This window comes from Microcoleus sp. Pol11C3, from assembly GCF_036701485.1.
Taxonomy (GTDB): domain Bacteria; phylum Cyanobacteriota; class Cyanobacteriia; order Cyanobacteriales; family Microcoleaceae; genus Microcoleus.
This window is the reverse complement of sequence record NZ_JAUBQW010000008.1, coordinates 25,912-40,112: the sequence shown is the minus strand read 5'-3', so window position 1 is coordinate 40,112 and position 14,201 is coordinate 25,912. Positions and strand designations below refer to the sequence as shown.

Below are 14,201 nucleotides of genomic sequence, written 5' to 3'. Positions count from 1 at the left end.
GTAGTCAGGACTGAAGCCCTCACTACCAAACAACTAAATTAATCTTGAAACACCATAATACTGCCCGAATAGCAAGCTACCCAAACCTGATTAGTTTCCGGATCGTAAGTAATCCCGATCGGACTTGAATTAACCTTCACTGTTTGCAGCACTTTCATATCGCTCGTCCTAACTTTGCTAACAGTATTCGAGAAATAGTTTACCACATAAAGCAGTTTTCCCTCATCAGAAATGGTCATGCTGCGAGGTGCTTTTCCTGTAGAAACTTTGTCCACCACTTTACCCGTTTTTAGGTCAATTTTTGCCACATTTCCTTCACCATTTAAAGTGGCATAAAGATACTTTCCATTGGGATCGAGCGTCAAATGACGCGGCGCATTGCCAATATTTTTCAGCCATTCTACCGAAAAGTCTATGAGATTCACTTTCGCAATATCGGAAGAACCCATGATGGCAACATAGGCATTTTTTGAGTCGGGAGTGACCACAATACCCCGAGGATATGCACCCAGTTTCACACGCTCGACTTCGAGATTTTTATTGATATCAACTACGCTCAAATCCCAACTGCACCAATTGCTCGATAGCGCAAAGCGGTTGTCAGGTGAAACAGCATTGAATTTCGGAACTGCACCTACAGGAATTACCTTTTCTATTTTCAAAGTTTGGGTATTGATGCGGTACAGGAAACTTTGGTCGTGTTTGGCCGCTGGAGAGCACCTGTCGCTGCCGGGATTCCTAAACCCCGAACCGTACATTTGATAGTTGGATACATAGGCATATTTGCCGTCTGTTGAAAAAGCAGCTTCTACTGGAGAGCCTTGATAATTGCCTTTGAATTTAGAAAAGCCGAACTTCGATAAGTTTACTGTATCGGGAATAGTCTTGACTAATTTAAAGTTCCTGTCGTAAACTGTGATTGTGTGGCTGTACATCATGTTTTGAGCAAAAAACAAACCCGCTCCCGAATAAACTATTGATTTTGGCGATATCTTGCCGTAAATAGTTTTTTTCAAAGTCATTTTCCCTTGAGTGTTTGCAGGAAAATTTACCCCTTTTTTGGGTGGTAATTCGCTGTCTTGAGCCTCGGGAGTTTCGGTTTTAAATGGTGGCAAAGAGGGTTCTTGAAATAGAGGTTCTTGGGGCTGATTTTTAGTTGTATCTTCGAGTTGGTTTGTGTTTTCTGTGGCCGTAGAAGATGGCTCAGGTCGATCGACATTTGGCGATATTTTTTCCGTAGCTTCTATGCTGGCGTCTTCCGGCTTACCTTTCAGCACTGACAAGGTTTTAGGGCCGACAATTCCGTCAACTTTCAGGTTGTTGTCTGCTTGGAACTTTTTCACAGCAGCCCGGGTGAGAGAACCGTAAAATCCTGTAGTTTTACCGCTAAAATATCCTGCTGTTTGCAGATTTTTCTGGAGTTTGGCTACTTCTGAACCTGAATCGCCTTTTTTGATGGCGAGTGCGGGATTGACTAAATTTAAAATTGTGAGAGCGAACGTAAAGAAAAGTAAAGGACTATAGGCTAAATTCAGGTGCATTTTTGAGTTAGTCGATCGAGTTTGACCCGCAGCCGTTTCCCAAGTTTCAGCTAAATGTAGGTAGGCCAGTCCGTCCATATTTTTTACCGGGTATTTTTGGTGCTATGATACACCAGTTAACTTTGATTAAAGAGAGAATATTATTATAATCAAACTTAGGGTAAAATATCCGAGCAGTTTTTAATGGTGCAAGCAAGTAGGAGCGATCGACAATGTTGAGTTGGGAACCAACAGCCGCAGAATCAACGACAAAAGAATCCCGCCAGACGTTGCTGTGGGAGGCTTATGGGGGGCTTTGCCAGCGGGCTTGGGTAGAAATCGATTTAGCAGCTTTAACTCACAATGTAAAACAGCTTAAAAAGCTCTTATCTCCCCACACAGAACTGATGGCAGTTGTGAAAGCGGATGCTTACGGGCATGGTGCTGTTGCAGTCAGTCAAACAGCATTGCAAGCAGGTGCTAGTTGGCTGGGAGTGGCGACAATTCCGGAAGGAATAGAATTGCGAGAAGCTGGGATAGAAGCGCCGATTTTGCTGTTGGGAGCAACCCATACAGCGGAACAGGTAAAGGCGATCGCCCAATGGCACTTGCAGCCCACTATTGGTACTGCCAAACAAGCCTTAATTTTTTCCGAAGTTCTCGCGGGTCTTAACCAATCTTTGCCAGTTCACGCTAACTTGGATACGGGAATGTCTCGCTTGGGTACGCCCTGGCAGGAAGCTACAGAATTTGTGCAATTAGTCAAGCGGTTGCCCAATTTAAAATTAGCCAGTATTTACTCTCACTTGGCGACAGCAGATAGTCCCGACCCCGCAGTTATGAGAGAGCAGCACCAGCGGTTTCAACAGGCGATCGAGCAAATTAAAATAGCAGGAATTAACCCCCCTCGCCTCCACTTGGCTAACTCTGCTGCCGCCCTCGCTGACCCGGATTTGCACTACGATTTAGTGCGAGTCGGTTTAGCTACCTACGGTCTTTATCCAGCACCTCACTTGCAGTCGATCGCCAATTTGAAGCCCGCAATGCAGGTAAAAGCTAGGGTAACGCAGGTGAAAACAATTGAAGCAGGAACCGGCGTCAGTTACGGCTATCAATTTATAGCTCAGCGGCAGACACAGATTGCCGTAATTGGTATCGGCTATGCAGATGGTATTCCGCGCAATCTTTCTAATAAAATGCAGGTTTTAATCAGGGGTAAATTCGTGCGGCAAGTGGGCGCGGTAACGATGGATCAGTTAATGCTGGATGTAACCGATATTCCCAATTTAGAAGTCGGCGAAGTGGTGACGCTGTTGGGCAAAGATGGGGAATATCAAATTACTGCTGACGATTGGGCCGCGACTTTAGGAACTATTTCGTGGGAAATTCTCTGCGGTTTTAAACACCGATTGCCCCGCGTAGCAGTGGAAAAAAAATCAGTTGATAGTTGACAGTTGACAGTTGACAGTTGACAGAAAAATTACCAAATACCAAATACCAATTAATATGACAGCGATCGGGACATTTATACTAATAAGCCAAACCTTGTATTCCCAGCTAGATACAGAAAGAACACAAGCCTTGGCAGTAGCCCAAGAATTCTCGAAAAAATTCGTAGAATTGGGGTTTAAAATTGTACCTCAAGTGCTGTGGGCGATCGGCATTTTGTTAATTACGCGATTTGCGATCGGCTTTGCTGGCCGCGTGACTCGCCGAGCACTGAGTCGCACCGAAGCCACGCTGCGGAAATTCTTAGTTCAAGCGGCTGAAATTACGATTTTGGTAGTGGGAGTAGTTGCCACTTTAAATCAGTTGGGAATTCAAACTACCAGCGTGGTTGCGGTGGTGGGTGCAGCGGGTTTGGCGATTGGTTTGGCGTGGCAAAATACTTTGTCGCACTTTGCGGCTGGGGTAATGTTGATTAGTTTGCGGCCTTTTGAAGTCGGAGATGCGATCGAAGCTGCGGATGTTAAGGGAGTGGTGGACAGCATCGGGATTTTTTCAACAACCGTGGTGACAGACGATCGCATAAAAATTATTGTCCCGAATAATCAGTTGTTTAACGGTACATTGAAAAATACAACGGCAATGGGAACGAGGCGAGTAGACTTGAGGATTGATATTGGCGATCGGCCAATCCGTCCAACTGTAGCTGAGTTATTAGAAATTGCCCACTCTCACCCGCTGGTGTTGGAGAATCCGCCCCCGACTTGTTTGGTCGCCGAGATTACTCCCGATACAACTATTTTATCTCTCCGACCTTGGTGCGCGTCGGTGGCCTACGAACAAGTGCGATCGCAAGTTCAACAATACGTCAAAGAGGCAATGGATGCCGACAAAAATCAAGAACAATAGATATCAATCTAAAATCTAAAATCCCCAATCGATCCGAGGTATTTCCCATGAGTAAGTGGTATCCGCAGCAAATTTTGCAAGAACCCGGTGTCAGAATGACCGCAACGGAGAAACAAACAATTCTCAGCAAATTTCCGCCTCCCGACGAAAACGATCAAATTTATGCCGACGGGGTTTTTGAAGGCGGTGGCGTGCGCGGAGTTGCATTTTTAGGAGCACTCAGGTGCTGTAGCGATTTGGGCATCCGCTGGCGAAAATTGGCCGGGACTTCGGCAGGTGCAATTACTGCCGCAGTATTGGCAACCGACTTGTCAATAGATGACTTAGAGGAAATTTTAGGACAGCTAGATTACAGCATATTTTTAACTAAAAAAAACAGTCCTCTAATTTTAAACGGCGACCCCGCCGACGACTTGCAATCTCCTGCTTGGACGCTACTTTTCCTCACAGTTAGCCGTCAGATGGGAGAATATTCGTCGCAGCCGTTCCGGCAGTGGCTGGAAGCAACGCTCAGTCAAGGTAAATTGCAAACTTTTGCCGATGTCAAACAAATCGTAAAAGACCGGGAATTAAAAGTAGTAATATCTAACCTCACTCGCGGTGAAATGTTGGTTATCCCCGACGACTTACACCGCCGCGACTCGACGGATTCCGATGCTTTGTATGAACAGTTGCACCTCAATAGTGCTGAAGATTTTAGCGTTGCTGAAGCCGTTCGGTTGTCCATGAGTATTCCGCTATTTTTTGAACCAGGAAAACTGGGCGATGACTTAATTGTAGATGGCGGAATTCTGAGCAATTTCCCCCTGTGGATTTATGACAAACCATCCGTCGGTTCGACTGCCGCTGTGCCCCGCTGGTTTACCTTTGGGTTTCGATTAGTTGATACTGGAATTGAGAATAAAGTTAAGATTGATACTCCGCTGTCGATGCTGGCTGCGATGTTCAGAACGATGATGAAAGCAAGAGACCGCTATCACCAGCGGGAAATGGATAAGGGCAGGGTGATTAATATTGATGTGACTGAAGCTGGGGTGACGACGACGGACTTTAATCTCGATGCCGATCGCAAGGCTCACCTGTACCGCTTGGGATATTTATATACTAAGAGGTTCTTTTTGAGTTCTAATTTTAGTTGGGAAAAGCACTTGAAGGCTAGGGGCTTTGGGGAAGGGGCGGGCGGTTGAGGTCGCGGATGCTAGACAGGGAAAGGGATTGAGGAATTTTTGAATTAGGGGTTGGCAAGAAGAGGATGTGTGTGCTATAGTTAGTTACTGTCATCTTGGAGAGGTGGCTGAGTGGTCGAAAGCGGCAGATTGCTAATCTGTTAAGGGTGTTAACATCCTTCGAGGGTTCAAATCCCTCCCTCTCCGTTCTAAGTTGTTCTAAGTAAGCCCACCTAAAAAAACAGAAGACCCAGAGCCCCGACTTCTTAAAGAAGTCGGGGCTCTAAAGCGATCGCGTTTTACCTTCGTCCTGTTACTAAAACCATTACAAACCAGAAATTTTCAAGAATTCATTTTGGAAGCAACGATGAGTATCTGAATCGAAACAAACAAAAAGAATAGACCCGATCGCACTAGATGTTGAAAGAAGGCGACTGGTTTCTGCAAAAGCAATTGCTGCTGCACGATCGGCTGGAAAACCCATTGCTCCCGTTCCAATAGCTGGAAAAGCAATACTCCGCAGTGAATGCTGTACAGCTAATTTTAAACAACTCCGGTAACATTGTGCTAAGAGCTGTTCCTCTCCATGAGAGCCACCGCGCCAAGGTGGACAAACTGTATGAATCACCCACGGCGTTGGTAAATTATAGCCAGGACTAATTTTGGCATCTCCTTCCTCACAACCACCTAAACGGCGACATTCTGTCAGCAGTTGTGGCCCAGCAGCTTGGTGAATCGCACTGGATATGGCACCAGAATTGGATAATTGGCGATCGCAGGAATTAACGATCGCATCGACTCCTAAATTTTCAGTAATATTCCCCAAGACAGGGCCTTTGCGATAAGCGTATAAAAGGCTGACATGACCGCTACTGCGCTGACTACTACGGCTGTAGCTTTGCTGAGTGGACATTTTGCGATATGTGTTATACTCTCGCTCCTGAAGTTGTACTTCCAAGTCGGCGAGTGCTTCCGCTTCTGGCGCACTCATCGGCAGATCGGGATTATTGAGCAACTGCTGTTTTGTCTGCTGCAATAGTTGGCTGGCGCGATCGTAATCCCCTCCATCTACCAGTCTGACGGCTTCTTTTTTGGCGCGTCCTGTCATCATTAAAATCGCTTGCTGTCGTACCTCAGAGTTGAAGGGAAATTCCTCTAATTGTGCAGCACTGACGACGGGTAAGCGCAAGGAAACGCGGATTTTTTGCTCCTGTGGTTGTTCGGGGTCGTTCCAACTGAGGCGAAAATAACATAAATCTACTTCCTCTGTCATAGCTGGCACTTTCAGCCGCACGACTACATCAACTGGATTACTAATGACTAAATTAGGTAAGCGAAACCGACCATTCTGGTTGACATCAAGCTGATTGAGTACCTCAACCATTTCTACTCCAGCTTGTGGCTCAATTCCCAAGGTGACATTTGTGCCAACTGTCGCCATTAAGCCCAGTAATTCTTGTTGAAAAATACTTGGCAATTGTTCGGGAGATTGAATGTAATAATAATTGCCATCCCCACTCCGCGCCATTGCTTCTAGCAAGTCTTCGTTGTAATCATCACCAATTCCCATTGTGGTAGTGCTGACACCCCGTTTAGTTAAACCCTTCACATCGGAGGCAATTACATCTGGATTGGTTTCGCCTATATTGGCTAGTCCATCTGATAAGAGAATGACTCGATTTAAGTGTTCTGGATTGAGGTGTTGGCTAACTTGAATTCCTCCTTGCACCCATCCGGCGTGCAGTGCCGTTCTGTTGCGAGGATGTATGGTTTGAATTTGCTGGCTCAGGTGCGATTTATGGGTGGCCAGGGTGCTAGGGACTAAGGTTTCTACCTCGTCATTATAAATCGTGATACTAACGCGATCGCTTGGCAACAACTGTTCGATTGCGTAACTAGCTGCTTGCCGTGCGTATTCAATTTTTTGTCCCTCCATAGAACCAGAGCGATCGATTACTAAACCTAAATTAAGCTGCGGTCGCTCAATTGTTTTTTCCGTTGCTGGGGGCGTAATTCTGACTAAAACATCTAGAGTCGTTGAGCGTTCGGAACAAACGGCAGCACGTAGAGGGATAAGCTGTATGTCCATATTTGACCTCTTTTATATCTCGCTATTTAAAGGATACAGCAGGGTGCAGGTGAATTGAGTACACTTATAATCCCAAGCACCGACGAAAGTGTTTTATAAACTGCTGCCTCTGTACTCCATAAACCTGCACCCTGCTGTATCTTTAACCACCTAATTTGGGGCTGGCATAAGAGCAGACTCCACAAAAATTTTAAGTTGGGTCAATTTACAAGTTAAATTTTAATTAAGTGCTTTCATCGCTTCGACAACTTGCCGCGAGATAAAAGGTAAAATTTCTTCATTCTTGCTATTCTCTTTCCCTTCTGTAAATACAACCAACAAATACGGCCGCAAACCCGGTACTTCAATATAAGCAGCATCGTGACGAACTTGACTTGTCAGTCCCGCTTTTGACCACAATTTTGCTGATTCTGGCAATCCGCCGCCTAAAAAACCTGTAACTTGATTTTCAGGATCTGCTTTTAATTCTGCGGGGTCTAAACTGCGTTTCATTAAACCCATCATTTCTTGCGATGCTTTGGCAGAAACAGCTACGCCGCCGATTATACTGTGCAGCAAACGCGCAGTTGCATTTGTGGTCAGCATATTTCTATTTTCCATTAATTCTCCCAGAACTGCTCGCTCGCGACCGTAGGGGCCGTCACACCAAGTTTTTTGATTGGCGTTAATATTTTGTAATTCCGGCCAATCCAATGATTGAAAGTAACGGTTGACGATGTTTCGCTGCTGTTTCCAAGTTTCAAAGGGGCCTGGTGATAATTCTGGGCCGCTAGTAGTGCCGGTGAGGGCGTCTACTACTAAACCGGTGGCGTCGTTGCTAGAATCAACTATCATATCTCGGACGGCGCGTTCTAATTCTGGCGATATTTTAATCATGCCTTTTTGGGCCCATTCCCAGATGGCAACGAGGTAGAATAATTTGACGATGCTGGCTGGATAAATTCGTTCGGAAGCTCTGGCGCTAAAACCTCGCGGTTCATATTTCCAAAATTCTTCTGCACTCAGGGCGCCGCCTGTATTGACTCGCACCGGCGGATCGTAGACTATCCAGGTAATGGCTGTACGATCGCCACTTAATCCTGTAAATTCTGACAATGCGGAGTCTATAATGCTAATGCCGAGATTTTCTAATTGTTCGTCTTTGTGGAAAAATGTCATGGTTAATGGCTGACGGTTAACGGTTAACGGCTAGCAGCTAATGGCAATCTCTCGTTAAATGCGAACAATTAACAGCAAACAATGAGCAATTAGCAATGGCCAATTATAAATTATCTGATCTTGTGGAGTACCGGGCGCGATCGCACATAAATATTTACGATTCCCCAAAGTGCGATCGATTGGCCACTCAAGCAGCTCTGGGGCGACATTTGCGCGTCGTCGAACAGTCCGTAAGACAGAGCGATGTAAACTTGGATACAAACGCTGTGATGGTGCGGCTGTGCGAAGATGATTATCCGGGATGGCTGGATATTCGAGATGTCGAATTGCTTGATGTGGCAGAAACATTGTATCATCCTCTGGTGCTTTCTGAGGCAGAAGTTAGGGAAAAATTGCCACTTGCAATTACTTTTGCTCGTGAGGCTATGAACCAATCCAATTATTATCTTTGGGGCGGTACAGTGGGCCCCAATTATGATTGTTCGGGATTGATGCAAGCTGCTTTTGTGGCTGCGGACATCTGGTTGCCGAGGGATGCTTATCAGCAGGAAGGTTTTACTAAACCTATTAATCTCAGTGCTTTAGAACCGGGAAATTTAGTGTTTTTTGGTACGCCAGAAAAAGCAACTCATGTAGGATTATATCTCGGAGATAATCGCTACATTCACAGTTCTGGACAAGCACAAGGTCGCAACGGTATCGGTATAGATGTTTTGTCGGAGGATGGCGATCGAGTCAGCCAAGCTTATTACCAGCAATTGCGGGGATATGGTAAAGTTGTGGCAAGTTATCAACCTAGTTACTTGTTGACGGTTGACGGTTGACGGTTGACTGTTAACTAATGACTAATGAGTAATGACCAATGACTAATGATTACTGATGTTATCTAACAAAGCAATGGACGCTGCATTATTTTTGGAAAAATTGGCTGCACAGCAGGCTGACGCTGAGGTTGTTCTCGACGTTTCAGTGGTGGTGCCGGTGTATAATGAGGTGGAAAGTTTACCTCATTTGATTGAGGCGATCGCCTCTTCTATCCAACCATCTGGACTCAGCTATCAAATTATTTGTGTAGATGACGGTTCTAAGGACGGTTCTGCTGAACTTCTCCAGCAATTAGCCAGCAGTCGTGATGACCTTTGTGCTGTAATTTTGCGCCGCAATTACGGGCAAACTGCTGCCATGTCGGCAGGTTTTGATCGCTCTCGCGGCCGTGCTATTGTGACGCTAGACGGCGACTTGCAAAATGACCCGGCTGATATTCCGCTATTGTTGGCAAAGTTAGATGAAGGCTACGATTTAGTTAGCGGCTGGCGGAAAAATAGGCAGGATAATACTATTAGTCGGTTGATTCCTTCTAAAATTGCGAACTGGTTAATTGGTCGCGTTACAGGCGTAAATTTGCACGACTACGGCTGTTCTTTGAAAGCTTATAAATCCGAGTTGGTAGCCGACTTGAATCTCTACGGGGAATTGCACCGCTTTTTGCCAGCGTTGGCGTTTATTGAAGGGGCGAGAATTGCAGAACTTCCGGTACGGCATCACGCCCGCCGTTTCGGTCAAAGTAAGTACGGCATTTGGCGGACTTTTCGGGTGTTGATGGATTTGTTAACTATTTCTTTTATGAAAAAGTTCCTGACTCGACCGATGCACGTTTTTGGACTTTTGGGACTGAGTTCTATGACGTTGGGAACGGTTTTAGGGATTTATTTGACTTTCCTGAAATTGGCTTTTGGTCAAAGTATTGGCAATCGTCCTTTGCTGATTTTGGCTGTGGTTTTGCTGTTAACTGGCGTGCAGTTATTTTGTTTTGGTTTGCTGGCGGAAGTGATGATGCGGACTTATCACGAGTCGCAGGGAAAACCGATTTATCGGGTGCGGGAGGTGTTTGGTTCTAAATAAGAGTCAAAGGAAGTCGGCGGTTTAAACCAGGTCTACACAGACAAAAGACCTCTTGCATTCATTCGCTATTCTTGAAATTATCTGCGTTTATCTGTGTTTATCTGCCTTACATCTGCGGTTGATAGATAAATCAAAAATTTATGCAAGAGGTCTAAAGGAAGTCGGCGGTTGAAACCAGGTCTACCCACACGAAGTCCGCCGACGAGGACTTAAGAAATAAGGAGGTATTTAAGCCGGATTCGATCGCGATCTAAATCCTAACTCATAACTTTTTGTGCTTGTCGGAGAGATTGAATAGTTGCGATCGCGTGTTGGGAGACTGCATCTATTTCTGCTTCGGTATTGAACCGGCCAATACCAAACCGAATTGAAGCATAAGCTAATTTGTCCGATCGCCCGATCGCTGCTAAAACATGAGATGGAGATATTTTCGCCGAAGTGCAAGCAGATCCCGAAGAAACTGCCGCTGCCGGTTGCAAACCCAACATCAACGCTTGACCGTCAACCCCGGCTACACTAATATTGAGATTCCCCGGCAATCTCTTAGTAGCATGACCGTTGAGAAAAACATCCCCCAATTCACTCAAATTTTCCCACAAACGCTGCCGCAAATTAACCACTCGTTCTGTTTCCGACTCCATTTCGGCAATTGCTAATTCTACGGCTTTGGCAAACCCAACTATTTGCGGTGGGTAGAGAGTTCCCGATCGCATTCCCCGTTCGTGGCCTCCTCCGTGCATTTGTGGCGCTAGCTGCACTCTCGGTTTGTTGCGGCGCACGTAGAGAGCACCGATACCTTTTGGCCCGTAGATTTTGTGGGCTGTCAAGGACATTAGATCGATATTCATCTCCTCTACGTCGAGGGGAATTTTGCCGATCGCCTGTGCCGCATCTGTGTGAAAAAGAATGTCATTTCCGCGACAAATTGCCGCAATTTCTGCGATCGGCTGGATGACACCAATTTCGTTGTTAGCCGTCATCACTGAAACTAAAATTGTCTCTGCGCGAATCGCTTTGATCAAATCGCCTATATCAATCAGCCCGTCGCTTTTAACCGGTAAAACAGTAATGTCAAACCCCAATTTTTGCAAATAGGTACAGGGGTCAAGAATTGCATTGTGTTCGGTTTTTACTGTAATAATGTGCTTTCCTTTGCTGAAATAAGCTTCGGCGACACCTTTAATCGCTAAGTTATTTGCTTCGCTGGCACCGCTGGTAAAAACAATTTCTTCGGGGGAAGCATTGATCGCTTCTGCTATGATTTGCCGGGACTGTTTTACCGCTGCTTCTGCTTCCCAGCCGTAGACGTGGTTGATGCTGGCTGCATTGCCGAACTGTTCGGTGAAATACGGCAGCATTGCATCAAGTACCCGTTTGTCTACGGGGGTTGTGGCGTGATTGTCGAGGTATATAGGACGTGCGGACATAGTGCAGTTTTGGTTGAAAAAAGTGTTAGGTTTATTGTAGACGAGCCCCTAGTTCTACAACAAAACTTTATAATTAACAAATATTTGTGAAGATTTATGCGACCTGACATTCAGGGATTAGAAATTACTGTCGGTGAGATCAAGCACCTCAGCGGCGCGGGGCCCGATCGCGTATACCGGCCGCCGACAGCGACTAAGTTTGCCCGCGAAGCTTTGAAAACAGTCGGTTTAATTGTTTTGCTTCTAATCAGTTGTTGGCTACTGGTTGCGATATTTCCTAGAGCTTATTTGTTGTGGTTCGCCCTTCACTTGGTTGCGATCGCCGGTTTAATCCTTGAGGATGCGTGGAAAATTCGGTGCAGTCGCCAAAACAAACATTTAATCAATCTTTTTGATGATGTGGATCGCTATAATGGTATAATCAAAGCGATTGAAATTAATGACAAGATAGAAGATGCTGGCAATGCGGAAGTCAAAATCGGCGATCGCGCAAAAGTCATTCAAGCCTTGCAGCTAATCAGAGACGATTTAGTTCGAGCTTTGAAAACCGAAAGAATTCTCAGGGAAAACAAAAAATTTGTCGCTACTAACTCCGAATTGTTTGCCAATAACTTAAGAAATTTGAATGCTCTGCAAATTAGTGATCGAGCCAGCGAACAAGGACGATTGCTCAACGAAGCTTTGCAGGTAGCGGTGGGAGTTCAAGCAGAAATGAAAAAGTTGCAAGATCGAAACGCTGCTAATTTTAAAAATGGCAAAACTTAGTAGCGTGCACGGCTGCGTGCGCCTCTTAGCCAGTAGCAATATGCAGCTTACTGAACAGATCTAACTCAAACACATTCTCCAAATTATAAGTTATGAGAATTGTGAAAAAAATATCATAATTATTGTAAATTTTTTCCTGTTACGTAACAGGTAAGGATATCTTGGAAAGGTGACGTTAACAACCAGGTCAGTATGTCTTCTGTTAAACCCAAGATTATAGTTCTCGACGACGATCCGACTGGTTCTCAAACCGTGCACAGTTGCTTGCTGCTGACACGTTGGGACGAAGACACCCTGCGTTTGGGGCTGCGCGACAAGTGCCCGATTTTCTTCATACTGACAAATACTCGATCGCTAACTCCCGAAAAAGCAGCCTCCGTCACCCGCGAAGTGTGCCAAAATCTCAAAAGGGCGATCGCCAGCGAAAAAATCGAAGACTTCCTAATAGTTAGCCGTTCCGATTCTACCCTGCGCGGCCACTATCCCATCGAAACCGACGCGATCGCCGAAGAACTTGGCCCCTTCGACGCCCATTTTCTAATTCCCGCCTTTTTTGAAGGAGGCAGAATTACCCGCCACAGCGTGCACTACCTAATAGTTAACAGTGTCCCGACACCAGTACACGAAACCGAATTTGCCAAAGATTCAGTCTTTGGGTACAGTCACAGTTACCTGCCAGACTATGTAGAAGAAAAAACCAAAGGTCGCATCCCCGCTGATGCAGTCGATCGCATTTTACTCGCCGATATTCGCTACGGAAGTTTAGATCGACTCATGGACATGACAGACAACCAATGTGCAGTTGTTGACGGCCAAAGCCAAGGCGATTTAGACACATTTGCCAAACACATTCTCAATGCAGTCAGTCAAGGCAAAAAGTTTTTATTCCGCAGCGCAGCGAGTATTTTAACATCCTTAGCTGACCTCGGCCCGCAGCCAGTAGCAGCCGACGAAATGGCAAAATATGTGAGGGATGGCAAACCGGGTGCAGTAATAGTTGGTTCCCACGTTAAGAAAACTACGGAACAATTGGAGCGCTTGTTAAAAGAACCCAATATAGTTAGCATTGAAATAGATGTATCTCACTTGCTAGAAGATTCACCCGAGTATCGCACCCAAATCCTCGATGAAATTCTCGAAAAAGTCCGCACTGCTAATGCAGATGGCAAAACGCCTGTAATTTATACCAGCCGCAAGGAACTCGAATTTGAAAATACCGAAGTCCGGTTAAAATTTGGAGAGGCGGTTTCTGCTTTATTGATGGATATCGTGCGGGGACTGCCTGCAGATATCGGGTTTTTGATTAGCAAGGGCGGCATTACTTCTAATGATGTTTTGAGTACAGGTTTGTCGCTAAAAAGTGTCAGGCAAATCGGTCAAATTATTGCCGGTTGTTCGGTGGTCAAAACCGAAGCTGATCATCCTCTGTTTCCCAATTTACCAGTAGTTTTGTTTCCGGGAAATGTGGGGGATAGTTATGCTTTGGCTACTGTTTACAAGCGGCTGAGCAAGTAGTATAGATCGTTGAATCGCCGATTAACGCAGATGAATTTAGCTTCTAGTTAGGGAGGAGAATGTTCATCTGCGGTTGGTCGATGGGTTTCAATGCTCGATCGAACTTTATGGCAATTGCCCTAGGACGGCAACTTCAAAAAAATCTCAAGTCTACTTTTTCCTTGCCAAATCCACCCAAGTATGATATGATAGAGAGTCTGTCTGTAAGTCAAAGCGGTCGCCAAAGTTAAAAATCCCCTCATCCTTAGTCACTCTCAAAAAAATTAGATTTCTCAAAAATAGTTACCTCCGAACTCTACATATA

Annotated in this window: 11 protein-coding genes and 1 tRNA gene; 8 read left to right on the top strand and 4 right to left on the bottom strand. The window is 45.4% G+C overall.

From position 1 onward, the window contains the following. Nucleotides 1-38: 38 nt before the first annotated feature. A complete protein-coding gene (locus QUA40_RS04005; RefSeq protein ID WP_333121965.1) occupies nt 39-1,619 on the bottom strand; it encodes a peptidoglycan-binding protein in 1,581 nt (526 codons plus the stop codon). 134 nt (nt 1,620-1,753) lie between these two features. On the opposite strand from QUA40_RS04005, the gene alr reads away from it, so the two are divergent. The 4 genes from alr (at nt 1,754) to QUA40_RS03985 (ending at nt 5,248) form a co-directional block, all read left to right on the top strand. Beyond that, a complete protein-coding gene (alr, locus tag QUA40_RS04000) occupies nt 1,754-2,971 on the top strand; it encodes an alanine racemase (RefSeq protein WP_333121963.1) in 1,218 nt (405 codons plus the stop codon). Nucleotides 2,972-2,981: 10 nt separating this feature from the next. Next, the gene (locus QUA40_RS03995; RefSeq protein ID WP_333121962.1) at nt 2,982-3,875 is read left to right on the top strand and encodes a mechanosensitive ion channel family protein; all 894 of its coding nucleotides are present in this window, start codon (nt 2,982-2,984) and stop codon (nt 3,873-3,875) included. Between the two features lie 47 nt (nt 3,876-3,922). Continuing rightward, entirely contained in the window at nt 3,923-5,062 is a 1,140-nt protein-coding gene (locus QUA40_RS03990) for a patatin-like phospholipase family protein (protein ID WP_333121960.1), read from the top strand. Between the two features lie 97 nt (nt 5,063-5,159). Continuing rightward, nucleotides 5,160-5,248, top strand: a tRNA-Ser gene (locus QUA40_RS03985). Nucleotides 5,249-5,366: 118 nt separating this feature from the next. Here QUA40_RS03985 and QUA40_RS03980 read toward each other — a convergent pair. Both QUA40_RS03980 and QUA40_RS03975 read right to left on the bottom strand, forming a co-directional pair. Beyond that, a complete protein-coding gene (locus QUA40_RS03980; protein ID WP_333121959.1) occupies nt 5,367-7,130 on the bottom strand; it encodes a macro domain-containing protein in 1,764 nt (587 codons plus the stop codon). A gap of 219 nt (nt 7,131-7,349) precedes the next feature. Then, on the bottom strand, nt 7,350-8,288 hold the full coding sequence (locus tag QUA40_RS03975; RefSeq protein WP_333121957.1) for a serine hydrolase: 939 nt from the start codon (nt 8,286-8,288) through the stop codon (nt 7,350-7,352). A gap of 95 nt (nt 8,289-8,383) precedes the next feature. Here QUA40_RS03975 and QUA40_RS03970 point away from each other — a divergent pair, with 95 nt between their 5' ends. Beyond that, the gene (locus QUA40_RS03970; protein ID WP_333121955.1) at nt 8,384-9,112 is read left to right on the top strand and encodes a C40 family peptidase; all 729 of its coding nucleotides are present in this window, start codon (nt 8,384-8,386) and stop codon (nt 9,110-9,112) included. A 55-nt stretch (nt 9,113-9,167) separates the two neighbouring features. Then, complete coding sequence (locus QUA40_RS03965; protein WP_445301119.1) at nt 9,168-10,190, top strand: glycosyltransferase family 2 protein; 1,023 nt, start codon at nt 9,168-9,170, stop codon at nt 10,188-10,190. 257 nt (nt 10,191-10,447) lie between these two features. On the opposite strand, the gene QUA40_RS03960 is transcribed toward QUA40_RS03965, so the two are convergent. Then, nucleotides 10,448-11,617, bottom strand: a complete 1,170-nt coding sequence (locus tag QUA40_RS03960) for an IscS subfamily cysteine desulfurase (protein WP_333121952.1) — start codon at nt 11,615-11,617, stop codon at nt 10,448-10,450. Nucleotides 11,618-11,713: 96 nt separating this feature from the next. On the opposite strand from QUA40_RS03960, the gene QUA40_RS03955 reads away from it, so the two are divergent. Both QUA40_RS03955 and QUA40_RS03950 read left to right on the top strand, forming a co-directional pair. After that, on the top strand, nt 11,714-12,382 hold the full coding sequence (locus tag QUA40_RS03955) for a hypothetical protein (protein WP_333121950.1): 669 nt from the start codon (nt 11,714-11,716) through the stop codon (nt 12,380-12,382). 192 nt (nt 12,383-12,574) lie between these two features. Next, on the top strand, nt 12,575-13,897 hold the full coding sequence (locus QUA40_RS03950; protein ID WP_333121949.1) for a four-carbon acid sugar kinase family protein: 1,323 nt from the start codon (nt 12,575-12,577) through the stop codon (nt 13,895-13,897). Nucleotides 13,898-14,201 lie beyond the last annotated feature (304 nt).

Excerpts from the sequence above, each read along its gene's own strand:
- QUA40_RS04005 (WP_333121965.1), bottom strand. The coding sequence starts at position 1,619 with ATGGACGGACTGGCCTACCTACATTTAGCTGAAACTTGGGAAACGGCT.
- alr (WP_333121963.1), top strand. The coding sequence starts at position 1,754 with ATGTTGAGTTGGGAACCAACAGCCGCAGAATCAACGACAAAAGAATCC.
- QUA40_RS03990 (WP_333121960.1), top strand. The coding sequence starts at position 3,923 with ATGAGTAAGTGGTATCCGCAGCAAATTTTGCAAGAACCCGGTGTCAGA.
- QUA40_RS03980 (WP_333121959.1), bottom strand. The coding sequence starts at position 7,130 with ATGGACATACAGCTTATCCCTCTACGTGCTGCCGTTTGTTCCGAACGC.
- QUA40_RS03975 (WP_333121957.1), bottom strand. The coding sequence starts at position 8,288 with ATGACATTTTTCCACAAAGACGAACAATTAGAAAATCTCGGCATTAGC.
- QUA40_RS03970 (WP_333121955.1), top strand. The coding sequence starts at position 8,384 with ATGGCCAATTATAAATTATCTGATCTTGTGGAGTACCGGGCGCGATCG.
- QUA40_RS03965 (WP_445301119.1), top strand. The coding sequence starts at position 9,168 with ATGTTATCTAACAAAGCAATGGACGCTGCATTATTTTTGGAAAAATTG.
- QUA40_RS03960 (WP_333121952.1), bottom strand. The coding sequence starts at position 11,617 with ATGTCCGCACGTCCTATATACCTCGACAATCACGCCACAACCCCCGTA.
- QUA40_RS03955 (WP_333121950.1), top strand. The coding sequence starts at position 11,714 with ATGCGACCTGACATTCAGGGATTAGAAATTACTGTCGGTGAGATCAAG.
- QUA40_RS03950 (WP_333121949.1), top strand. The coding sequence starts at position 12,575 with ATGTCTTCTGTTAAACCCAAGATTATAGTTCTCGACGACGATCCGACT.